Source organism: Arachidicoccus ginsenosidivorans (genome assembly GCF_007971385.1).
Classification (GTDB): domain Bacteria; phylum Bacteroidota; class Bacteroidia; order Chitinophagales; family Chitinophagaceae; genus Arachidicoccus; species Arachidicoccus ginsenosidivorans.
In genome coordinates, this window is sequence record NZ_CP042434.1 from 3,184,453 (window position 1) to 3,208,640 (window position 24,188).

Below are 24,188 nucleotides of genomic sequence, written 5' to 3' on the forward strand. Positions count from 1 at the left end.
CCGTCATTTTTTTTCGGGATAGGCAGGCCCGAAGGCGTCGTTGATCATCTAGTTTTTTTAAAACAGAAAAATTCGGTAATTTTCAATAAAATTGTAATTATTCATAATTAATTTTTAACCATGGAATATAAACAGATCCAGGAACTTATCAAGACCATTAACAAAAGCAATATCGGTGAACTTTCCATCGAAGAAAAGGACTTCAAATTACGATCAAACAGAAAAAGGAAAATATTCAGACTTTTGTTAATGCGCAGCCAGTAGCGCCGAATTTTCTGCCCCAGGCCCAGCAGACGCCGCTGCCACAACCAAGCGCGCCTGCTGCCGCTCAGGAAAAGAAACCTGCTGCAGCAGATACCAGCAACCTGGTAGCCATCAAGAGCCCAATGATCGGCACTTTTTATCGCCGTTCTTCCCCGGATAAGCCACTGCTTGCAGAAGTAGGTCAGGAAGTAAAAACCGGGCAGGCAGTCTGTATTATTGAAGCCATGAAGTTGTTCAATGAAATTGAGAGTGAAGTATCTGGAACCATTGTTAAAGTATTAGTGGACGACGCCTCTCCGGTAGAATTCGATCAGCCTTTATTTTTGGTAGAGCCTAATTAAATTAAGGGATAGTGCCCGGCTAAATGCCTGGCCTGTTTTTTTTAGGGCAGACTGATGGGGAGGTATTATCCATCTGATCATTCGTTTGACCCCTCAACCAGGATAAGCAGATTATAAGGATATTGCAAAGGCAGGAGCGGAACTGTAACTTATTATGATTGAACTTAGTTACATTCCAGACTGGGCAGTTTCCAATTGTTCATGACCAAATTCAAATAATGTTTAAGAAGATATTAATTGCCAACCGCGGTGAAATTGCGCTAAGAGTAATTAGAACTTGTCGGGAAATGGGCATTAAAACCGTTGCTGTTTATTCAACAGCAGACAAAGAAAGCCTGCATGTACGATTTGCAGACGAAGCCGTTTGTATCGGTAAACCATCCAGCGTTGACTCTTACCTGAATATACCCCATATCATGGCGGCTGCAGAAATTACCAACAGTGATGCCATTCATCCCGGCTACGGCTTTTTGGCCGAGAATGCCAAGTTTGCCCAGATTTGTAATGATCACGGCGTAAAATTTATTGGCCCGACTGCAGAGATGATCAATATGATGGGCGATAAGGTAACTGCAAAAGAAACCATGATCAAGGCCGGTGTACCAGTCGTACCTGGTGTGGAAGGTCTTTTGGAAAGTCTGGAGCATGCGATCCAGTCCGCTAAAGTTGTCGGTTATCCGGTAATTCTAAAGGCTACTGCCGGTGGTGGTGGCAAGGGCATGCGCGTGGTTTGGAAGGAATCTGAAATGGAGAAAAACTATACAACGGCTAAAATGGAAGCCGCTGCCTCCTTTAAAAACGATGGAATTTATATGGAGAAGTTCGTAGAAGAACCGCACCATATAGAAATACAGGTGGCCGGTGACCAGTTTGGTACCGTCTGTCATATGAGTGAAAGAGACTGTTCTATCCAGCGCCGCCACCAAAAACTGGTGGAGGAATCTCCTTCTCCCTTTATGACCCCAGAACTTAGAGAAGCCATGGGTGCGGCCGCCATTAAAGCAGCCTCCTCGATAAATTATGAAGGTGTGGGTACCATTGAATTTCTGGTAGATAAACACCGTAACTTCTATTTCATGGAAATGAATACCCGTATCCAGGTGGAACACTGTGTTACGGAGGAAGTTATTAGTTTTGATCTGATCAAAGAACAGATCAAAATTGCGATGGGTGAAAAAATTTCCGGTAAAAACTATTTTCCGATTATGCACGCCATTGAGTGTCGTATCAATGCGGAGGATCCCTATAATGATTTCAGACCCTCGCCTGGAACCATCAAGACACTTAATACACCAGGAGGACACGGCGTGCGTGTAGACAGTCATGTTTATTCCGGGTATACGATTCCGCCCTATTATGACTCCATGATCGCCAAGCTGATCGCAGTGGCCAGAACCAGAGAGGAAGCTATCGATACGATGTACCGCGCATTAAGTGAATATATCATAGAAGGACCTGGTATAAAAACCACCATTCCATTCCATTTGCAACTGATGCAGGATGAGAACTTCCGTAAAGGAGAGTTTACGACTAAATTCATGGAATCATTCAAAATGAAATAATCTGGATTGCTTAACCATTAAAAGCAATACCCAAGAGAGGATAGGCGCCCCAGTACCCCAAGGCAGGAGCCTATCCTCTTTTGATTTTTATACCGTATTTTCGCTGTAGTAATAAGGCAGTGAATTGCAGGCAAAAGCTTACTGAAAAAGAATTACAGGTAACAGAAAGTATGAGTGGAAAATTAGAGCTGGCTCTATTATGGGAGCCGGAAAACTTGCAAAAAAATAATGGTTATTTTTCTTTTTTGTCCATTGCAACAAATGGCAAAGTCACCACTTACAAAAAAGGGGAAATCAATAAGAAAAATATTAAAAACCTTAGAGCAGGATTCTCGGTCACCTATAATGATTTTTTAGAATCCATTGGTCGTGAAGCGAACCAGATGAAAATTGGCGCAGCAGCACTCATGGTCAAAAAGTCAGGGGGTGATCCTGGCGTAGAGAAGATGGTGGCTGAGCAGATTAGTAAACATACCTATGAACAGGTAGAAAGGTTTGCCAGGATCCACCATTTACTCATGCATTACCACTGGGTCCAGGATCCTGCCACAGGTAATAAAAGATTGCAGGTCTGCGAGATCAAAATAATCATGTTGCGCTCCACTTTGAGCTGGTGCAAGAAAAAGGACTTTATCACGCCATTCCTTATATTAAATTAGAGGACGATGCCAAACCGCTTTTACCGCAAGACCATTTTGAATTTATGGTCCAGATCAGCACGCAAAAGGTAGCAGGCAAGTTGAGTAATGCAAAGACAAGCAGTACCTGGCTGTTTTTGCAATATAAAGATTATAAAACCCTTAAGTGGCTGCGTGAGATGGAGGCAGAGCCAAAAAATCTCACCGAAGCGGCTTTTTCCCAAAAGATCCTGCATAAACTGGAACGCGACTGGGGGTATCAAGTCGTCAAAAATGGCTTTTTTGAAATAAAAGAGATAAAAGCCACGGCGCAGTGCAGCATTCAACTCTCTGAACTCAATGATGCTTTTCTGGTATTTATGCCCCGTTGGAGTTATGATAATTTGATGGTGGAAGATGCCTATGTACCTGTTCAGGAGGTTAACCATAAAGGAGTGACCTATAAGGTTTACAGAGATCAGGAAGTGGAATCTGCTTTTTTAAGTTATGTCCAGAGCCTACATCCCGGTTTTCCGGCCCAGGTCAAAAGAGGCTTTTATTATCTGTCCTTTACAGAAGCCAGAAAAAGACAGTGGTTTTTAAAAGCTTATAGGAACCTGCTGGATTCAAATGTTACTATTACGGGACTTGACCGACTAAGTAATTTCAAATATAGCCCGCATGAGCCGGCCACGACCATGAAGCTGGTCAGTAGTAAGGGCCCTAGTGTGCTTTTGGAACTTAAAGTATATTTTGACAAGGAAAAGATTCCTGCATTAACCATCCAGAAAATGCTGCTCGCAGGTCAACACAATGTATTGCTCAAAGACGATAGCATTGCCGTGTTTCCTGAGCAGTGGCAACAGCAGTATGGTATGTTTATCAAGCATGCCCAAATTGAAAAGGACCGTTTATTATTACCTAGCTGGCTATTTTGGGAGGTTCAAAACAAAAAAGAGGATGCCAAATTAATCGCGGCGGGTATATTACCGGATAATTGGCGCGTCAATTGGCAAAAATGGCAAGAGAGCAGTGAAAATATCTATCCTGTACCTGTAGCGGTGCAAGCAACCTTAAGGCCTTATCAGCAAAAAGGGTATGAGTGGATGCTGTTGCTATCTGAAATGCAGGCAGGTGCCTGCCTGGCCGACGATATGGGGCTGGGCAAGACCCTGCAGACTATTTGCTTTCTGGCCAGACAGTGGGAACTGAACCCCGAGGCCAAAAGCATTGTTATCTGTCCGGCTTCTTTGCTGCACAACTGGGAGCAGGAAATGAATAAATACCTGCCTTCCAGAAAGACCTGCGTCTATAGAGGTCCCACAAGAGATTTTGAGGCCTTTTGGGCTGGTGACCAGGATTTACTCGTTGCCAGTTATAACACTGTCCGTCAGGATATAGAAAAGCTCTCAACGCACATATGGCAGGTCGCTATTATTGACGAGAGCCATAATATCAAAATACTGCTGCCAGTATCACCAAATCGGTTGGTATGATCCGGGCCATGCATAAAATTGCCCTTAGCGGAACACCGGTCATGAATAATACTTTTGATCTATACGCCCAGCTCAATTTTGTCCTGCCGGGTCTGCTAGGCACCAAAAGCTTTTTTAATAATGAATATGTAACGCCCATTGACAGGGAAGGGGACCTGGAGAAAATGGAAGCGTTACGTGCCATTACCAGCCCTTTTATTCTTCGGCGTACTAAATCCCAGGTAGCTAAAGATCTGCCGGACAGAACAGAATCAACACTCTGGTGTGAGATGAATGAAGGGCAGCGTTTTTTCTACGAACAGGCAAAGCTAGAAATCAGGGACAGCGTATTTTTAGATATTAAAAATGAAGGACTAGGCAGAGCCAGACTCAGCATCATTCAGGGATTGCAAAGGCTTCGCCAGATCTGCAATGCCCCAAAACTACTGAAAGATACGACAGATGAGGATTGTCAGGAATCCATAAAAGTAGATTACCTGATCGATATGCTGAAAGGCATTAAAGAAGAAGGCGCCAAGGCCCTGGTATTCTCTCAGTTTACCGGTATGCTACACCTGATCGCCCATGCCTGCCTTGAAAACGGTATCGATTATTATCATTTTGATGGTAGCACCCCTACGCCACTGCGTCATGAGATGGTCAGTAAATTTCAAAGTGAGGGAGATGATAAAACCGTCTTCCTTATCAGCCTGAAAGCCGGAAATGCCGGCCTTAACCTGACGGCTGCACAATATGTCTTTTTAGTGGATCCCTGGTGGAATAATGCGGTGGAACAACAGGCTATTGACCGTACACACCGGATCGGACAGCAAAGTCATGTCTTTGCCTACCGGATGATTTGCAAGGACACCATTGAGGAAAAAATACTGGCTATCCAACAGAAAAGAAAATGCTCTCCGATGAACTCATCACAGCAGAAGAAGGATTTGTCAAACAAATTACGGAGGAGGAACTGGAATATCTGTTTAGCTAAAGCATACTCGGCTTGCGTTATGCTATATCCTCGTAATAGCTGGTGAATAATTAAGACTCCCAGTGGCGTCCTCCTCGTTTATGCTCAGGGCGTTCATGTTGGGAGTCGTTACTTTTTTCGCTATGATCACCACTATCTTTTTTGCCGCTAAGATTTAGATGCAGGTTCTTCAGATTATAGGAGAACGTCAGTAGGAAATAGCGTTTAAATACATCATTTTGGGTTTGTTGAATGAAATTATCAGAGCGGACAAAATCAAGCCCATTACTCTGATTGAGCAGGTCTGTTACCGAAAAGGTAAGTTTGGCGGATTTGTTGGCGAAAGATTTGGAGACAGATAAGTTAACGATGGTACTGTTGTTTTGCTGCTCCTTAGGCAGACCAGCATATAAGGTATAATGGCAACCTGCGGAAGATTCCCAACCGGATTCACTATACCAGGTGCCGTCAAAGGAGAATACCTGGTCAAAATAGTTACCATTGGTAGAGCGACTAACTGAATAACTGGTCAGGTTATAGGAAGGTCTTGTGGTGAAATTGATATCTAGGGATTTTTCAAAATTAGAGCGCCACCGGAAGGTCTCAGAGAAGGAAACCTTGGTCGTGTAGTTTTTAACCGCATCAATCAGACTCACCATATGTTGTTGGTTGATCCTGGTCTGCAAATCAAGATTAGAGGGGATCCAACGAATGGGCAGACCAAAGCCTAAATAGGCACTTAACTGATAATTTCCGTTGATATTGACCGGCATAGAATACTGACCACCATTATCCAGTCTCTTTACTGAGTTTACCACACTGTTATTAGCGATCTCCATATCGAGTTTTCCATAAAAGGAACGACCAGTGGCACTGTCACGATTTCGGTATTCAATAAACGCATTGTGGTTGAACCTTTGCTTCAGATCCGGATTACCGGCCCGGATATACAAAGGATTAGAATTGTCTACAATGGGTTGCATCTGACCCACACTGGGTTGGCTGGTTCTGCCTGAATACCGCATCCTGAGTCGACGCCATTTACTGAACCGGTAAGTAAAGCTGGCAGAAGGATATAGGTTGACATAATCCTGGTGGATATCGGTATGTTTCGTGTGGTTCAGGCTGGAAACTTTACCCCACTGCGTTCCGGATCCTACACTGAACCTGACATGTTCATCATGGTAGCGGTAACTGAGAGTAGAACGGGTAGACCTATAGGTATTACCGTATAAATTGGTTAGGGTAGAATCAATATCTGTATACCCGCCAGTCGCCTCATCATAATTATAGGTCTGCTGGTTGGATTCACTTTGGGAATAGGCGCCATTTAATTCCAGCTGTAGCATATGGTGCAGCCCCAAAGGTTCTGTATAATCCAGATTGGCCCTATATGAGCTATTGGCGGAAGTATTTATGAACTGACGCCGGGTCGCATCCAGGCTATCTGCTACAAAATCGTACAGATCAGTATTGCTAAGGCGGGTGCGATCATTGCTGTTATGGCCTATGTTCACATCCAGGGATATGGACCGGCCCCGTTTTTTGAACCGGTGGTTATAGGTGGTCGCTACGCTGAAATTGTGCTGACTGCCATCTGATCTTCCGCTGTTCTCCGTTTTATTTTTATGCACAACATTATCCAGATAGGCGCTGTCAATAGTGGTGGTGGAGCTGTTTGTACTATGGTCGCTGCCAAAACTATATCTAGGCCGGATATACAGCTCATTGGTAGAATCGAATTTGGTCTCCCAGTCTAGCGTGAATTTATGGTTTACCTGGCTGTTCCAGGAACCGCGTACTGAGTTCTTATTAAAAACGGTGTCGTTGGTGTAAAGGTCCTGGCGCCAGGATTTGGAAGATTGGTTACCGGCATTTTTGTTCAGGGTGTAACTGGCCGTTACCTTGGATTTTTGTCCCACTTTATTGCGGTAATTAAGGCCATAGGTAGAACCGTGGCTTTTGCCCACTCTGGAACCCCTGGTGTTATCGGCCTTGGCAATAAAAGAAATCTGTTTATCTGGGCCATACAGGAAAGCCTTCCCGTCAATACGGTATAATGGTGTTTTAAGGTTGGCTGCCCGGCTGCCAATGGCTATGGAAGGCTTGCCGAATAAGCCCTTAAATTTACGTCGGGTAACAATATTGATAGTGCGAATCCTTTCTCCATCATCAAAACCCGTGAATTTACTCTGATCGGTCTGCGCGTCATAAACCTGAATTTTTTAATGGCATCCGCCGGTAGATTTTTGATGGCCATAGCGGGATTGTCCCCAAAGAAAGGTTTACCGTTGACATATACCTTGGGAACGGCCTGGCCGTCGGACTGCACATTGCCGTCTTTGTCTACCTCTATTCCAGACATTTTATTGAGTAAATCGCCAGCAGTGGCATCTGGCTTAACTTTATAGGCATCGGCATTAAATTCGGTCGTGTCACCGTTCATGGTGACCGGCCTCACTGCGGTGACAGATACCACGTCCATATCGTTGTAATGATCGGCCAGCAGTAATGTGCCAATATTTAAAGTGTCCTGCTCATTATCAATAGAAAGGTATTTTTGCAATCGAACAAAGTTCTGGGATTGAATATCCAGTATATAGGTATCTGGTGTTATGCCGGTAAATGAAAAATGACCCAGACTGTCGGAAATTTGATATTTAACCTTGGCTGTATCACTGGCTTTCATCAGTTTAAGCGTCGCTCCGTAGATGGCTGTTTTATTGGAATCCTTGAGTATGCCTATCATTACCTCCTGCGTTTGATGACTGTTTTGCTGTGCCTTCAGCCCGGTCACGGACAAAATAAGCAGCGACATGAAGCACAACCCATAATAGCGGGCGTAAGGGCGAAAGAAAAACCTATTGATATACTTTAAAATAGAATGTACGTGGAAATAATGATGCATATTTACTTAAAAGCGGTTAATATGGTATTTTATGAGCAGGTGATAAAGTTTTTTTGTGCTGAATAGGCAGTAATCTCTGAGGAAGTGATAAACTCCATACTTGGTGCACGTATTTTATCTCTTCATCATTATTATTATGAGATAATCTTATACGATTTATTATCTGTTGAAATGACAACATAGAAACTTGCTTTATGTATAGATTAATTACAGTTATAAATAAAGGACCCATTTAGAGATAATTCCCTATAATTTACAGCTAACTAGACAGATGTGCACGCAGAAATTCAGGGGAAAGCGCCCCAGAATCAATCTTTGTGTCTACTGTTTGAAAATTTCTGAAAATAAATGTAACTGAACGAGGTCCATGCCGCAAAGACAGGACGACGACGCTTAAGCCTGCTGTTAGATCGTTGAAATACAGAAAGGTTTAATGATAGGGGCAATTTAAAGCAGATTTGATCATCCGGGTTTTTAAATAGTCAAAATTGAAGATTAATATTTTGATTGTCACGCAGAATATATTTTGAAGGCAGAAAGGCTATGATACTAGTCTTTATTCTATTTATAATCGGGAAAAATTGGCTTTATAAATTAAAAAATGAAAAAAAAGTGCAAATATGTAATTTTGATGTATATTTGCGTATTATCAAATCAAAGGAATAAGTATGTTAATCGAGTTCAATGTTGAGAATTTTCTTTCCTTCAAAGATCTGACGACACTTTCCATGGTCGCTGCCAAATCTTTTAAGGAACATGAACTGTCCAATTTGATTCAGCCGGAGAAAGTTGATTTTAGGTTATTGAAATCAACAATTATTTATGGTAATAATGCCAGTGGAAAAAGTAACCTTCTGGAGGCGATGGGATTCATGAAGTCTATGGTTTTGAATTCTTTTAAAGAGGCATTAAATGGCAATAAGGATAAGAAATTTCCTTTGAAGAAATTTGCATTAAATTCTAAATCTGAAAAGGAGAGTAGTTTCTTTGAAATTTTATTTATTCAAAATGGGACAAGGTATCGTTATGGTTTTGAACTGGATTATGATAGCGTCGTAGCCGAATGGCTTTTTCATACGACCAGCAAGGAGGTTTATTTATTTAGAAGAGACGGACAAAAATTTGAAATCAATAAGTCAGCCTTTAAAGAAGGACTTGGTAAGGAAGAAGACGTAAAAGAGAATGTGTTATTTTTGTCCTTTCTATCTTTTTACGAAAAATCAAACATCTCTAATAGAATTATTGCCTGGTTTGATGATTTTAATTTTGTAAACGGGGTTCATGATGGAGGCCATAAACGATATACATTAGAAAAGTTAAGCAGTGACAAGCAGTTTTTTAATTGGGCGCTGCACTTTTTAAAGTTTTTAGAGATTTCTAATATATCTAATGATAGAGCGTTAAAGGAGCTTGAGCTTAAGAAAAATCAAGGTAAGGATGATGGCGAATTGGTCAATAAAATTCTCTCAAATTTTCACACCCTTACTTCAAGTGAAAAATTAGTTACCTATCATAGAAAATTTGATGAACATAACGTCCTGGTTGATACGGTGCCTTTTAATTTTGACCTTCAAGAGTCAGAAGGAACTAAAAAATTGTTGTACCTTTTAGGTCCATGCTATGATACATTGAGAAATGGGAGAATATTAGTTGTTGATGAGCTGGATTCAAGGTTTCATCCGCATCTTACTTTGAGATTGCTTAATCTGTTTCATTTTTTTAACTTGAACGGTGCACAACTTATTTGTGCTGTTCATGACATCTCTTTATTGAATAAAGACACCTTCAGGAGGGATCAGATATGGTTTGTAGAGAAAAACCAGTTTGGGGCGACACAATTATATTCATTAGGAGATTTTAAAACCGATAAAGTAAGGAATAAAACAGCCTTTGATAAGAATTATATGGAAGGCAAATATGGAGCTGTTCCTTATTTTGAAAAAGATGAACAATTGAAAAAAATGCTATATGAAAAAAGGGAGGCAGGGGAAGTTTAAAGAAAGGAGTGGACACATTGAAAGGGAAAATAAGGGCTTAGAAATTCGAGAGGATGTTGGCAAACCATATATAGTTTTAAGTCTGAAAGATTTTGAAAATACGCAAGGTCAAACTTTTGAGCAGTGGGAAAAGGACGAATTACTTTCTCTTGCAATAACAAAGCTTCAAATGGTCTGCAGTCTGACTAGACAGGAAGCGACTAGGCAGCAAATTATTAAAGAATATCCAAAGGGAACCTTTCCGCCTGATAGTGATTTTTATCATCCTAAACATATTGCACCAGACATTGCCTGGTGCTCAATGCATATTCAAGGTAAGGAGTGTGTTATTGGATATTTTACTGACCATATTTTCAATATAGTTTTTCTCGATCAATACCATAAATTCTGGAAATCTAGAAAAAGAGGGACTTAAATTCCAGAAAGTGGCTTAGGTACTGGGGCGGGCACTTCAACTTAGGTTAATATGTTTGCTTGTGGTTGAAATTTTTACAGAACGGAAAACCTTGTTTTGCACATTTGATGCTTTTTTATGCATTCTTAAGCGTCTCCAGATCCAGTTTGACCATCTGCATCATAGCCTGCATAACCCTGTCTGATTTCCCCGGTTCCTTACTTAGCAGCCACTGGCTAAACTCGGCTGGAACGATTTGCCAGGAAATCCCGAACTTATCGGTTAGCCATCCACATTGCATTGTCTGGCCATCTTTTGCCAGATGCTCCCACGCGGTATCTATTTGCTGTTGTGTTTCACAAAGGAGCATAATAGAAATAGCCGGTGTGAATTTAAATGCATTCCCACCATTAAGTGCCATATATCTTATTCCAGCCATTTCAAATTCGATGGTAAGCGGTACTTGACTGCCCTGTCTGGGTGGTGCAATTTCAGTATAAAACTTACTGATGACTTTCAGTTCTTTGATAATCTCCCCGTAATAGGCAATGGCCTCTTCAGCGTTGCCATCAAACCATAAACAAATTTCAGATGTTCGCATAATGTTTTTTTTAATTGATTATAAAACTTTGATACTGACTGTTCCGATTAATACCCATTACTCTGTCAGCTTTATTTATGGTTTTTTCAATTGACAGCTGATCATCCACTGAACACCGAACTGATCAGTGAGTTGACCAAAAAGATCGCCCCAGAACATGGGTTGCATATCCACCTGGATTTTTGCTTCTTTGGAAAGTCTGGTGAATATTTCTTTGGCATCAGCTTCGCTTTCTGTTCTAATGGCAATAAATTGTGTGTTGCCTTGGTTAAAAGAATAGGTTTCGCCGTTGCAATAGGAACGAATCATATCAGATGCCTGCAGCATCTGACCTCCTGGTAGCGGAAGACAGATATGCATGAGCTTATCATTTTCCGCTGGATCTAATTTTTGATCACCTTGAGCAGGGCTTTCAGATGCTTTCATCTTAAAACTAAATTCGCCACCAAAAACGGATTGGTAAAACTCAAATGCCTGCGTAGCGTTACCATCAAAGATCAAATAGGGGTTGATTGTAAGTGTTTCCATGATTTTTAAGTTATTTGTTTTTGGAATGAATTGTCCGGCTACCGTGGCTTATTATTTTAGACGGTGATTTTGTGTGCCGAGGAAATCGGATAGAGTGGGGTAGCCCAAATGTTTCCATAACAAAGTTATAACCTTAAAAACAAACTTTTAGTATGATTGTACGGCAAAAAAGGGGGGTGATTGCGACGTAATTATTATCTTTAATCTATGAAGCGCATCTCCATCCTTGTTCCTGAAAGAGCGATCCTTGGTAGCCTGGAAGGTACCAGGCAGTTATTTACCCAGGTTAATGGGTTTTGTCTGCAAAGCGGACAAGCACCACTATTTGATGTTCAATTAGTTGGAATGCAGTATGACACTAAAGTCAGCGGAGGCCTGTTTACAGTGAATGCGACGCATTTACTAAGTGAAGTCACAACGACAGATTTGATTATTATTCCGGCCATTGATGGAGATCTTAGTGAGGCTGTCCGCATAAACAGTGCTTTTGTCCCCTGGATTAAAGCTCAATATGAGGCAGGAGCAGAAGTTGCCAGTCTTTGCCTGGGAGCCTTTTTGCTCGCTGAAACAGGCCTGTTGGCAGGTCGAAAGTGTGCAACACATTGGCTGGCAACAGATGAATTTATGCAGCGTTATCCTACTGCTGATTTGGTGACTGAAAAGGTGATTACTGATGACAAAGGGATTTATTGCAGCGGCGGCGCATTTTCATATCTGAATCTCATTTTATATCTGATTGAAAAATATGCGGGCAGGCAAATGGCCCTTTTATGTGCCAAAGTATTTGCCATTGAAATTGACCGCAGTACACAACTTCCTTTTACTGTATTTAGGGGACAGAAAGACCATGACGATCAGCAAGTAAGAATTGCCCAGGATTATATTGAAACGCATTTTGGCGATAAGCTTTCAGTAGATCAGTTATGCGATATGGTGGCTGTCGGCCGAAGGAGCTTTGAGAGAAGATTTAAAAAAGCCACCAATAATACAGTTTTGGAATATATTCAACGAGTGAAAATAGAGGTGGCGAAGCAGCATTTGGAGCAAAAAGAAAAAAATGTCAATGAGGTAATGTTTGATGTTGGGTATATTGATCAGAAAACCTTCCGACAAATGTTTAAAAAAATAACAGGCCTCTCCCCATTGGCCTATAAAAATAAGTTCAGAAACCTGACCCCAGAAACCGCTGCTGTAAATTAGAAGACCGGGGTAGGATAATAAGGAAGGGCTGCCTAAGGTATGGTCAAAAAAAATCCCACTAAGCTGGAAAGCTGTGGGATGTCTTCAGCCGGCGAGCCGAAGCATTAAACAAAGTTATTTCATGTTGGTTGTTCCATGACTATTAGAGAATTTCAATGGCTTTAGGCGTGATTTTTACCTCTTCTTTTTTAGGAAGTGTCACACTTAAAATACCATTCTCATATTTAGCCAAAATTTTGTCTGCATCGATTTTTTCATCCAGGGTAAAAGTTCTTTTGAAGCTTCTGGTAGTGAACTCCTGACGGTGGATCTTAGTGTCCTCGCTCTTTTCTTCAGTAGCAGTTTGCTTTTCATAAGAAATCGTGAGCAAGTTATCCTCCACATTTAATTTAAAGTCCTTTTTTTCAAGACCTGGAGCGGCCACTTCCAATTGGAAAGCTTCCTTGTTTTCTTTTACATTGACAGCTGGAACATGTAGTTCTTTTGAAAAATTTGTTGCAGGGAAACCGCCAAATACTTCTTCGAATAAGTTATTCAAGGTTCCGTAATTTCTTTTAACTAAGGTTGACATATGTTTTTAATTTTTAAAGTGAATAATTGATTTTACCATTAGCTGGTAATGTTCTTAAATCCGTATTTTTATTTTTAAATTCAATAATAGGGTTTCAAATGGCATACCAGGCGAAAAAATAGTCTTTTTTAGGCCGAAAAGGCAGTATGAATATATATATGTACGCCAATATGGCATATATTTAATATTCGCAGTGACATAATGGCGCATTTATGCAGTCTACTTTAATCAGTTGATGCGTTTACAATTGGAAACGGGGCAATAACCATAGGAGCATGGATAAATTTGTATCTTTGTGGTTCATAAAAACAAAAACATTTACTATGTATCCTGAAGAAATAGTAATGCCGATGAAGGCGGAGTTGACTGATTACGGTTTTGAAGATTTAACGACCCCGCAATCTGTAGATGCTGCCTTGCAGCGTCCCGGTACTACACTGATCGTTATTAATTCTGTATGTGGCTGCTCAGCAGGAAGTGCCCGTCCAGGTGTACTGATGGCTGTACAGAATTCAGAGAAAAAGCCCGATAATCTGGCCACTTCATTTGCTGGATTTGACGGTGCTGCTGTCAACAGATTAAGGGAATTCTTATTGCCTTATCCGCCCTCTTCACCTTCAATTGCCTTATTTAAAGACGGTAAGTTGGTGAATTTTATAGAAAGACACATGATCGAAGGCCGTTCAGCTCAATTGATCGCCGGTGCCTTAATGCAGGCATTTGAAGAAAATTGCTAAGACCTAATGGCATTTGAAAGATATTTTGGGTGGGGCTTTGTCATTAATTATATAAGGTAATAGCAAGAATAATATTGTAAGCAATAATTACCTTTCCTACAAACGCAGTTAGTGAGCTAAAAGAAAACGGGCTGGTAAAATTTAAATTTTACCGGCCCGTTTTGCTATCATTCGCCTTTATGTATAACGCTGTCGGTACAGCTAGTTATAATGTGGATTGGCCTCTAATGCATCCAAATCTTCCTCACTGTAATCTTTGATGGTATTATACAATGTATCTCTCTCTATTGGGTGACGGCCAGCCTGGCGGATCAGTGATACCAATTCGGTTGTAGAGAGTGCTGGCTTTTGTTCCTCACTGCCAGCCATTGTATAGATTTTTGTTGTATCATCAATAGTCCCATCCAGGTCATCAACACCAAAACTGAGTGTTAGCTGCGCATTTTGTCTGCCCAGCATCGGCCAGTAGGCTTTCATGTGAGGGAAATTATCTAAATACAACCTGGAAATAGCATAGAGCCGCATGTCCTCAACAACGGAGCTTTCTGCAACATTAGACATGTCGTTATTTTTGTTACGGAATTTAAGGGGAATAAACGTATTGAAGCCACCGGTTTCATCCTGCAGGTTCCTGAGTTTGTCCATATGGTCAATACGGTGTGTATAATCCTCAATATGTCCAAACAGCATTGTTGCATTGGAATGCATACCCAGATTGTGGGCTGCCCTGTGAATACGAAGCCAGCCTTCTGTACCTACCTTATCATGGCAGATCTTACTACGTACATCGGGGTGGAAGATTTCAGCACCGCCACCTGGCAAAGACTGCAGACCCGCATCTTTAAGTAACTGCATGCCTTCTTCAGGGCTAACTTTGGCTTTGCGGAACATATAGTCGAGTTCTACGGCTGTATAACCCTTAATGTGCAGTTCCGGGCGGTGTGCCTTGATGCGTTTCATGACATCAATAAAAAACTGCATGGTGAGTTTAGGATGTACACCACCTACTATATGAACCTCTGTGACGGGTTTGCCATCGTAGCTTTTGACAATATGCATCATCTGATCCGCGGAGAGCTCCCAACCTTCTTCTCTGTTTTTGTATAATCTGGAATAAGAACAAAAGGCGCAGGTAAATACACAGACGTTGGTTGGCTCAATATGGAAGTTGCGGTTGAAATAAGTATTGTCACCATGCTTTTTCTCCCTTACGTAATTGGCCAGTCCACCTACAAAGCCAAGAGATGCCTTTTCAAATAAGGTAATACCCTCCTGGAAACTCAGCCTTTGCTCAGTTAATACTTTTTCACCAATTTTTCTAAGTTCGGCATCCTTTTCACTGGAAATCAATTGTTCGACTCCACTATAAGTTTCCACCATAATCACAAATTTAATGCACAAATTTAAGGTTTATTGCCTAAAAGCAATCACAATATCAAGGAGATCTGCTGTTATAAGCTGATAAAGCACTTTGAAAGGAAAGTTGTTTTAAGCAACGAAAGTTGATTTTTAGAGGGCAAATCTACCCACTCCGTGGGTGAAATTTACCCACGGAGTGGGTAGATTTGCCTTAAATGCATCTTTGAGTGATTGAAAAAGAAACATTGTTAATCAAGAAAGAACCTAATTTGCCAATAAACATTGTGTGCGATATATTATATTTTGAATCAATACGAAATGGACAGGCTTCAGAAGCACTAACTATAAGCAAAAAACGAGAGGGTGAGGCTTAAATTTTTGATTTGCATGTCAAAGATAAAACTAAAGATGAATGTCTAAGGTTTGATGATATCCGTATTGAAAAAATCAAACTATTTTGTTATTGAAGAAAGTTTACAAATAAGAATTAGGTCCAATGATATACTTATGTTTTTGAAATAAAAATTATTTAAATGATATTCTTGAAGCGAGGTTCGAGGATGAATACCACAAGGATCTAAGAGTCGCCTTAGTCCAGTAACCGCTGCTCCACTGCCAGCCTAATAAGTGCTGCCGTATTGTGGACATCCAGTTTGGTTAATAGATTTTTGCGGTGGCTGTCTACAGTAAGTGGACTGATAAATAATTCTGCGGCTATTTGCGTATTGGTTTTCCCATTGGCAATCAATTGTAATACTTCTTTTTCTCTTCTGGTGAGTGCAGGCAAGCTACCTGCCTGCAGAGTAGCCGCTGGTTGCAGCATATGCTCCATGGCAAGACTCAGATACAGCTTCCCATCCAGCACGGTTCGCAGTGCATTTTCGATTTCCTGCGCAGAGGCACTTTTAATCAGATAGCCGGATGCGCCATTGTCCAGCATCCTTAAAATATAGCTGCGCTCACTAAAGGTGCTTAGTCCCACAATTTTAACCTCCGGGAAACTGCCTTTCATCTTTTTGCAAAGATCAATGCCATTGACGTCTGGCAAATTAATATCCAAAAGGACGATATCAATTGCCTGTTCTTTTAATTTAGCCATTGCCATGGCAGCACTGCAGGCCGTAGCTTTTACCTGGACAAAATCCAGACTGGACAGCAACTGCTGAAGTCCTGCAATAACCATAGGGTGGTCATCTACAATTAAGAGCGAGGAGATGGCATTCATGCCGGTTACGTTATTTGTACTCATATTGAAGCATTTAGAAATATAAAGTCACAAGTGGCAGCATTTTTATGATGCTTGCTCCCTTAAAATTGCTTAAATTTTCCGGACTTTCCAAAAGCAAGCTTATTGTACGTAGAATATCCATGTTTTGAACCAGAAAATTTAAATTCCAAAAATCCCCTCAATAGGGGATTGTTTGCTAAAAGGGGATGATTGATCTTTGTCCGGCTACAGGAATTGCTGTTTATAAAACCAGTGATAAACAAAGTTGTGAAATGTGTTGAATAGATGAGCCATAGCTGGGTTCATAACTGCTAAAGTAAAGTTTGTCTGCATCTTAAATAATGAAAAATTAAATATAAATGGAAACGTCAAAACAAAATGCGCATGGTCAGGGTAATAGATCACAGGCACGGCGAGCTACTAAAAGAGCCCGGAAATTTAATTTTTGGTTCTTGAGCATTGCAGCAGTGATTATTGCGATCTCGCTGGTGCTTTATTATCTTCCAATCATCCGTACCAGGGATACAAAACTGAGCGCCAAGCTGCCACAGGTGACACCAGAAGTGATCGCCAGAGGCGCTTATCTGGCCAATCATGTAACGATTTGTATGGATTGCCACGGTGAAAGAGACTGGACTCGTTATAGCGGACCACCTGTAAAGGGAACAGCGGGCACAGGTGGAGAAGTGTTTAATCAGCAAATGGGATTTCCAGGTGTTTTCTATGCCAAAAATATCACCCCCGGACATTTAGCCAATTGGACCGATGACCAAGTCCTAAGAGCTTTTACAACGGGCGTAAAACCAGATGGAGAAGTACTTTTTCCAGTGATGCCTTATCCCTATTACCGGCACCTGGATCCCACAGATGCAGCCGCAATTATTGCATATATCAGAACCCTTAAACCGAGTGCTAAACAATCCCCACCAAGATCCATTGATTTTCCCATGAATTTACTACTTAGGCTGATACCTCAACCAGCAGATTTTAAACCTATGCCACCTAAAACAGATCGGGTGGCTTATGGTGGCTATCTGACCACCATTGCTGGTTGCGCGGAGTGTCATACCCCGGCTACCCATGGGCGTATTGACCAGGCCAGACTTTTTGCCGGTGGCCGTCTATTTAAAATGCCATCAGGAGATTTGTATTCGTCCAATATAACCCCCGATTCAACAACGGGCATTGGCCAGTGGACGGAGCACAACTTTGTGGCAAAGTTTAAGTTCTACGCAGATACAGCTAATTTAGGCCAGATGAGACCTGGTGATCAAAATACCATTATGCCATGGTCGATGTATAGCGGTATGGATTCCACCGACCTGGCTGCGATCTATGCTTATCTCAGGAGTCTGCCCGCCAAAAAGTCAACGACCCTGCTGGCAGGGCGATGATGTGGAATAATTAGGACGACAATCCATTCGTCTATAATACAGTGAATGCATTCTAGCCTGGCTGCGTTATAGCCTAAGTTGCAGCCATAATAATAGTTAAGGTCACAGCTAATCTAAAAAAAAAGGCGCTAAAAGCGTTGGCTGATTTTTGGTTGTAGAAATTGGTCAATTATTAATTGCCTGGAGTGCTCTCTGGAATTGGACAGGTAGCAGAAATTCGGAACCTGCTACCTAACCAACTTGACTGACTAAAACTGTTCCAGCTTGTTTATGTTATGGTAATGCCTCATACGTTCAACTATGCATGCAGACTGCTATGCAGAATCGGAACGATGGATTTCTTTTCATTGCTGCGCAGTTTTACAGGGATACTGTCCAGCACTGCGTGCTTAATGGCACCCACCAGTTTTCTTTTGACAAAATCCCGGTGGGTAACAATACCTACTTCTCTGACGGGAGCAGGAGACTTAAACATCCGCAGCCTTTCTTTTTGTTCCGGATTCAAGCTATAAGTTGCCAGTTCCGGTAAAATCGTAATACCTTCTCCCGCATCTACCATCCTGCGTAGTGTTTCAAGACTACCTGCCTCGTATTCAAAATGCGGGGCATGACTGCCGCGTTTTCTCAGCTCACATAAATTAATGATCTGGGAGCGAAAACAATGCCCCTCTTCTAATAGTAAAAGATCATTGGGGTCAATATCTCCAGACAAAATAAAGTGCTTGCGCAGCAATTTATTTTTGCCGGAAGAGTATACCATGAGTTCCTCATAGAAAAGCGGATCTTCCTTGATCCCCTTTTCATGTAGCGGTGTTACGAGTATGCCCATATCAATTTGCCCCTCTCTTAGTTTTTTAATCAAATGCTCGGTGGTCAGTTCAATAATACTAAGTTTAACCTGCGGAAACTTCTTGGTAAATACCGGTACAAATAAGGGTAATAAATAGGGGGCGAGGGTAGGAATGACTGCTACCTTGATTTCTCCTGTTACCAGGTCCTTTTTCTCCTGGATCATTTCAGTAAGTACCGCTTTTTCTGCAAGGATCCTTCTGGCCTGTTCAATAATCTCTTCCCCGGCCACGGTTGGCACGACCGGTTGTTTGCTGCGGTCAAAAATTTTGACCGCCAGCTCTTCTTCCAGTTTTTGAATCTGCATGCTTAGCGTGGGTTGCGTTATATGACAACTCTGAGCAGCATCTGCAAAATGCCGGTAGGCATTGACCGCCACGATATATTCTAATTGTGTAAAAGTCATTATTGTTAATATCTATTAAGTGAACAAAGTTATTCAATTTTATTGATAAAGTGCTTATTGCAGTCTGCTTTGGGCATCTTCACTGGAACTTTCTATCTTTTTGGCTTTAAAGGATTTACCTCTTCTGAAATTATAAGTTAAAGACAATTTAAACATCCTGCTTTGCCTGGCCTGCGTGAGATGGATCAGGTTATCATCGTATTTGATGTCAGCCGTAATTTTTCGCCCTAAAAATAAATCCGTTACGCCGGCACGGATCTTCAAATTGCCATCCAGGAGCTTTTTTTCGATGCCGATGTCCACTTTTGAGATATTACCAACAAAGATATTTCCTTCAATTGCATGGTTTAGGTAAAAAGCACTCAGATTGGCAGACCAGGTTTTAGCTAATTTAAAATCTTGCGCAGTCTGCAAATAATACAGGGGCTGTTTAATGGCAAACCCACTGGTCTTAATATCCTCATAACGGAACTGCAACGTATTATTGGTACGCCACCATTTAGTGACCTGGATAGGAATACTTAAGGTTGCTGAATATCTTTTGGTGGAACCCGTATTACCACGGGTAATCTCTACCAGCGCTGTATCCTGGTTGATATGCGTAATCTGAGAAATCTCATCTTTAAACTGCGTATAGCCTACGGAAAAATTATACTTATTATCCAAGGTAAGACCCAATTCATAATTGTCTGCAAACTGAGGTTTAAGATTTGGATTACCAGTTTCTATTGTATAATTGTCCAGATAAGAAACATAAGGGTTCAGATCACTATAATAAGGGCGTTCGATTCTTTTGTTGTAAGAAAGGCTTAAGTAATTACTTCCCTTTTCATTCAGGTCCTTTTTAAAAAAGATGGTCGGAAAGAGATTAAAATAATCGTTTTTATTGACGCTGCTGACAGCAGCGTCTAGCGACCCTTTTGTTTTGGTATATTCTCCCCTGAGTCCTAATTGTACTTCAGTTTGTAATACTTTAGTTTCCAGGGTCATAAAACCAGCCAGGATATTTTCACGGTAATGGAATTGATAATACCGGTCAGGATCCTCGGTCCAGCTATTATCCAAAACGCGGGTAAACTGATTGATATGGTCAATCTGGGTGCCTGTATATTTACCGCCGATATGCAGTTTGGTGGTGGGGGTAAATACCTTCATATATTTAATATCCGCCGTTAAGATTTTCGCCTGATTAGGCATGCTGTACCTAAAACTACTATCACTGAGTGGAAGGCCAGCAGCGTCCAGGTCCTGACTAATGGCCAGGCTGGAGCTGTTATTATGTGTGGCGGTATAATCTCCCATAATTTCAAGATTAGAGCCGGAACTGTCTGTATCCAGGTGATAATTAAAGGTGAAATTATTCAGGTTACGGGCTTTTTGATCCGTAAAGTGACCATCTGAACTAAAATTGTCCGCCGGACTTGCAGGGTAATCAATGCTGCTAATTGAGTGCGTCACACTGCTGCTATGATTGAAGGATCCGTTATAGCCCAAGGCAATATATTGTCCCTTACTGATATCATAGGTGGCGCCCAATCGAACACTTTGTCCATTGTAACGGTTAATAATCAGATTAGAGGCCGTATACAGGCCATTTTCAGGAAAAGTCCTGGACTGATGGATATCATTAAAGGCTTTATTCTGGTAATGGCTATAATTACCTGTGAGCGTCAGTTTGTTATTATGATAATTCAGTTGCAACCCCTGGTCGTTTCCAGGATAGCGGCCGATGGAATAGCCCGTATTAACACTACCAGAAAGACCTGCAGTGCGTTGTTTTTTTAGAATAATATTGATGATACCGCCGCTACCCTGCGCATCATACTCAGCGGAAGGATGGGCAATCACCTCGATAGATTTAATATCTGCGGCCTGCAAGTTATTTAAATACGCCGTCAGATCATCACCGCTGAGTTGCAACATGACCCCATCCACCATTACCCGGACACCCGTATTGCCGTTAATGGATATACCGCCGTTACGGTCTACAAACATGCCGGGCGCCATCTCCATAATCTCCATAGAATTTTTGCCTGCCACCAGTGCATTGTCCTGAACATTGAGTACAACCCGGTCGATTTTTCTAGTAACCAATGGAACCTTGGCCTTGACAGTGACAGCTTCCAGCTCTTCTGTCTTTTTAAATAATGTAATTGTCATGGCGCTATCACTGATTTGTACCCATTTTTTAGTGGGGGTAAAACTGGCACCTGTAGCGATCAGGTAATACCGGTTGCCCACCGGCAAATCGATAATAAAATCACCCGACTGATCCGCGATCTTTTCGGCTACGGCCTTGGATGAGGAATCTGAAGGTAGGAAACGCAGGGTGGCGAAAGCCACCGGCTGACCGTTCTCATCTTCCACATGGCCTAAAAGCACAGCGGCAGATTTTTGGGCAAAACCGCTCATTACGGTTACGGTCATCACTAAAAGGAGCAAAAACTTTTTCATTGTAGTTTGTTTAGTACTATTAATACCACAAAACTATGTATCTATTGGTACTATGCAATGCATAGTATTATGTATTTTATTATATTTTTTATATGATAAAATGTATATTGTTTTAATACAATTATTTAATAGTAATTAATGAAATGTTAAATCGAATGAGGGAATTTGCTTTAATAGATTTTTTAAATAAAAAGGCAAAAATCGAGGCCATTATCGAGACAAATTATTGCTCATTTATCCCCGAATCGGAGGATTGCAGCCTTTAAAAACTTTATTATAAATGGTAGCATGAGTCTTCATAGCGGACTGAAGCAGCCTAGGGAAATAAGACTTAATGGTGTCGATGTGATTTGAAAGGTTGATAGATTTCGTCTATGGGATATAGGTGCTATCAATCGTTAGTCCTTTCCTGTTTGCCTATATTTGTCTAACGCATCGTCCAATTACAGAAACGATCCTTCAAAAAATATTTAAAATTTAAAACCAAATAATCATGAGTGACAAAAAATTAACCAGTGCCTCCGGCATACCTTATGTAGATCATGAAGACACCAAGGGTGTTGGTCCAAGAGGACCGTTATTATTAGAGGATTTTATCCTCCATGAAAAACTGGCTCATTTTAACCGGGAAAGAATCCCCGAACGCATTGTGCATGCCAAGGGCTCCGGCGCTTTTGGCACCTTCACCGTAACCGGCGATATTACAAAATATACCAAGGCGAAGCTGTTTAGTGAGATAGGGAAGAAAACCAGAATTCTATTTCGATTTTCTACAGTAGCGGGAGAAAGAGGCAGTGCAGATACAGAAAGAGATCCCAGGGGATTTGCCATGAAATACTATACCGAGGACGGGAACTGGGATCTGGTAGGAAACAATACCCCGATCTTCTTTATCAAAGACGCTAAGAAATTTCCGGATTTTATCCATACACAAAAAAGAGATCCTTACACTAATTGTAAGAGTGCTACAGCTGTTTGGGATTTTTGGAGCCTGTGTCCGGAGAGTTTGCACCAAGTGCTATTTGTGATGTCTGACAGAGGAACGCCTTATGGCTACCGCCATATGCACGGCTATGGTAGCAATACCTTCAGTCTGATCAATAAAGAGGGTGAAAAAGTTTGGGTAAAATTTCATATGCGCTGCGAACAAGGCATTAAGAATTTTAGCAGTGAGGACGCAGCCCAGATGAAAAGTGTGGACGCCGACTTTGCCCAAAGAGATTTGCTGGAGTCCATTGATAAAGGCGATTTTCCTAGGTGGAAAATGTGCATTCAGGTAATGACTGAGCAGCAAGCCAAAACCCATCGGTTTAATCCGTTTGATGTCAGCAAGACCTGGTCACAGAAAGAGTTTCCGCTCATAGAAGTAGGGATTGCTGAACTCAACGAGAATGCCGAAAATTATTTTGCCCAGATTGAACAGTCGGCATTTGCGCCGGCTCATATTGTGGACGGGATTGGTTTTTCACCGGATAAAATGCTGCAGGGTCGTATATTGGGCTATACGGATGCCCAGCGTTACCGTTTGGGGGCCAATTATGAACAGATTCCGGTTAACCGTTGCCCCTTTGCAGTTAATAACTACCAAAGGGACGGGCATATGCGTATCGATGGCAACGGGGGAAAATCGCCCAATTATTATCCCAATAGCTTCAGTGATGTACGCCCCGATCCGTCTTATACACGTCCGGCAGATCAGCTGGACAGCGATGTCGCAGATTGGTTTGACCGCAATGGACCTGGAGAAGATGATCATTACACTCAACCGGGCATTTTCTTTAGGGAAGTGCTTGACGCTACCGGTAAGCAACACCTGATTGAAAATATCGTAGGTGCCATGAGTGGCATTACAGGTCCTAAAAGAGCGGAGATTATCAACAGGCAACTTTGTCATTTCTTTCGGGCAGATACGGGCTTGGGTATGGGTGTTGCCGAGGGCCTGGGCGTAGATGTGACCAAAGTAATGGATCAGATGCCGAGAACGGAAATTTAGAAAAGAGGCTAGTGACTGCTGCCCTTTCGGGCAGTCTTGCCACGCTGACGCTCAATATTACTAATCCCTAAAATACTTCTAATATTTCCGGGATTTTGCGTTAGTTTTTTATAACAAGCCGCTGGTTGTGCACAGGTGTTTTGCCACCAAAAGTTGTCACAGCCGGCGGCTTTTTTGACCCAAACCCATAAAAAATCACTTACTACGCACCTATTATCGCTTTTTTCAGGCTAAAAGCAGTTAGAAATCAATTTAAATCTGCCTGCCAAACCTTTAAATCATAGGATTTCCACTTTTTATACACAATTTTTAATGGTCATTTTAAAATCCTGCGGTG

At 41.6% G+C, this 24,188-nt stretch carries 20 protein-coding genes and 1 pseudogene; 12 read left to right on the top strand and 9 right to left on the bottom strand.

Annotated elements, in window-relative coordinates:
* Positions 1-120 precede the first annotated feature (120 nt).
* From FSB73_RS24935 to FSB73_RS24945, 6 genes and pseudogenes are all read left to right on the top strand, one after another.
* On the top strand, positions 121-264 hold the full coding sequence (locus FSB73_RS24935; RefSeq protein WP_225973979.1) for a hypothetical protein: 144 nt from the start codon (positions 121-123) through the stop codon (positions 262-264).
* Positions 234-605, top strand: a complete 372-nt coding sequence (gene accB / locus FSB73_RS12745; protein ID WP_262712637.1) for an acetyl-CoA carboxylase biotin carboxyl carrier protein — start codon at positions 234-236, stop codon at positions 603-605. The genes FSB73_RS24935 and accB overlap by 31 nt, the downstream gene beginning before the upstream one ends.
* 218 nt (positions 606-823) lie before the next feature.
* Entirely contained in the window at positions 824-2,167 is a 1,344-nt protein-coding gene (accC, locus tag FSB73_RS12750) for an acetyl-CoA carboxylase biotin carboxylase subunit (RefSeq protein WP_146782755.1), read from the top strand.
* Positions 2,168-2,337: 170 nt separating this feature from the next.
* Positions 2,338-2,826 carry a hypothetical protein gene (locus FSB73_RS12755; protein WP_146782758.1) on the top strand — a complete coding sequence of 163 codons (489 nt, stop codon included), beginning with the start codon at positions 2,338-2,340 and terminating at the stop codon, positions 2,824-2,826.
* Between the two features lie 833 nt (positions 2,827-3,659).
* Positions 3,660-4,645: pseudogene (locus FSB73_RS24940) on the top strand (DEAD/DEAH box helicase); the annotation flags it as partial.
* A 120-nt stretch (positions 4,646-4,765) separates the two neighbouring features.
* Positions 4,766-5,299, top strand: a complete 534-nt coding sequence (locus FSB73_RS24945; protein ID WP_449371701.1) for a DEAD/DEAH box helicase — start codon at positions 4,766-4,768, stop codon at positions 5,297-5,299.
* Between the two features lie 4 nt (positions 5,300-5,303).
* On the opposite strand, the gene FSB73_RS12770 is transcribed toward FSB73_RS24945, so the two are convergent.
* Both FSB73_RS12770 and FSB73_RS23295 read right to left on the bottom strand, forming a co-directional pair.
* Complete coding sequence (locus tag FSB73_RS12770) at positions 5,304-7,202, bottom strand: outer membrane beta-barrel protein (RefSeq protein WP_158639532.1); 1,899 nt, start codon at positions 7,200-7,202, stop codon at positions 5,304-5,306.
* A gap of 125 nt (positions 7,203-7,327) precedes the next feature.
* Positions 7,328-8,050 carry a carboxypeptidase-like regulatory domain-containing protein gene (locus FSB73_RS23295; protein WP_158639533.1) on the bottom strand — a complete coding sequence of 241 codons (723 nt, stop codon included), beginning with the start codon at positions 8,048-8,050 and terminating at the stop codon, positions 7,328-7,330.
* A gap of 860 nt (positions 8,051-8,910) precedes the next feature.
* Here FSB73_RS23295 and FSB73_RS12775 point away from each other — a divergent pair.
* Positions 8,911-10,137: an AAA family ATPase gene (locus FSB73_RS12775; RefSeq protein ID WP_158639534.1), complete on the top strand. Its 1,227-nt coding sequence runs from the start codon at positions 8,911-8,913 to the stop codon at positions 10,135-10,137.
* Positions 10,109-10,552 carry a hypothetical protein gene (locus FSB73_RS12780; protein WP_146782772.1) on the top strand — a complete coding sequence of 148 codons (444 nt, stop codon included), beginning with the start codon at positions 10,109-10,111 and terminating at the stop codon, positions 10,550-10,552. Before FSB73_RS12775 ends, FSB73_RS12780 begins: the two co-directional genes overlap by 29 nt.
* Positions 10,553-10,667: 115 nt before the next feature.
* On the opposite strand, the gene FSB73_RS12785 is transcribed toward FSB73_RS12780, so the two are convergent.
* Positions 10,668-11,132, bottom strand: coding sequence for a VOC family protein (locus FSB73_RS12785; RefSeq protein WP_146782775.1), 465 nt, complete (start codon positions 11,130-11,132; stop codon positions 10,668-10,670).
* A 75-nt stretch (positions 11,133-11,207) separates the two neighbouring features.
* Positions 11,208-11,660, bottom strand: coding sequence for a VOC family protein (locus tag FSB73_RS12790; protein ID WP_146782778.1), 453 nt, complete (start codon positions 11,658-11,660; stop codon positions 11,208-11,210).
* Between the two features lie 207 nt (positions 11,661-11,867).
* Between FSB73_RS12790 and FSB73_RS12795 the strand changes: the two genes are divergently transcribed.
* Positions 11,868-12,860, top strand: a complete 993-nt coding sequence (locus FSB73_RS12795) for a GlxA family transcriptional regulator (protein WP_146782781.1) — start codon at positions 11,868-11,870, stop codon at positions 12,858-12,860.
* 142 nt (positions 12,861-13,002) lie between these two features.
* On the opposite strand, the gene FSB73_RS12800 is transcribed toward FSB73_RS12795, so the two are convergent.
* Positions 13,003-13,431, bottom strand: a complete 429-nt coding sequence (locus FSB73_RS12800; protein ID WP_146782784.1) for an Hsp20/alpha crystallin family protein — start codon at positions 13,429-13,431, stop codon at positions 13,003-13,005.
* A 323-nt stretch (positions 13,432-13,754) separates the two neighbouring features.
* On the opposite strand from FSB73_RS12800, the gene FSB73_RS12805 reads away from it, so the two are divergent.
* Positions 13,755-14,168 carry a BrxA/BrxB family bacilliredoxin gene (locus FSB73_RS12805; protein ID WP_146782787.1) on the top strand — a complete coding sequence of 138 codons (414 nt, stop codon included), beginning with the start codon at positions 13,755-13,757 and terminating at the stop codon, positions 14,166-14,168.
* Positions 14,169-14,369: 201 nt separating this feature from the next.
* Here the strand turns inward: FSB73_RS12805 and mqnE are convergent, their stop codons facing one another.
* Positions 14,370-15,548, bottom strand: coding sequence for an aminofutalosine synthase MqnE (mqnE, locus tag FSB73_RS12810; protein WP_146782790.1), 1,179 nt, complete (start codon positions 15,546-15,548; stop codon positions 14,370-14,372).
* 568 nt (positions 15,549-16,116) lie between these two features.
* Entirely contained in the window at positions 16,117-16,776 is a 660-nt protein-coding gene (locus FSB73_RS12815) for a response regulator (RefSeq protein ID WP_225973980.1), read from the bottom strand.
* 338 nt (positions 16,777-17,114) lie between these two features.
* Between FSB73_RS12815 and FSB73_RS12820 the strand changes: the two genes are divergently transcribed.
* Complete coding sequence (locus FSB73_RS12820) at positions 17,115-18,149, top strand: c-type cytochrome (protein WP_146782793.1); 1,035 nt, start codon at positions 17,115-17,117, stop codon at positions 18,147-18,149.
* A gap of 298 nt (positions 18,150-18,447) precedes the next feature.
* On the opposite strand, the gene FSB73_RS12825 is transcribed toward FSB73_RS12820, so the two are convergent.
* Positions 18,448-19,404: a hydrogen peroxide-inducible genes activator gene (locus FSB73_RS12825; RefSeq protein ID WP_146782797.1), complete on the bottom strand. Its 957-nt coding sequence runs from the start codon at positions 19,402-19,404 to the stop codon at positions 18,448-18,450.
* Positions 19,405-19,458: 54 nt separating this feature from the next.
* Positions 19,459-21,858: a TonB-dependent receptor domain-containing protein gene (locus FSB73_RS12830; RefSeq protein ID WP_146782800.1), complete on the bottom strand. Its 2,400-nt coding sequence runs from the start codon at positions 21,856-21,858 to the stop codon at positions 19,459-19,461.
* Positions 21,859-22,351: 493 nt separating this feature from the next.
* Here FSB73_RS12830 and FSB73_RS12835 point away from each other — a divergent pair, with 493 nt between their 5' ends.
* Entirely contained in the window at positions 22,352-23,851 is a 1,500-nt protein-coding gene (locus FSB73_RS12835) for a catalase (RefSeq protein WP_146782803.1), read from the top strand.
* Positions 23,852-24,188 lie beyond the last annotated feature (337 nt).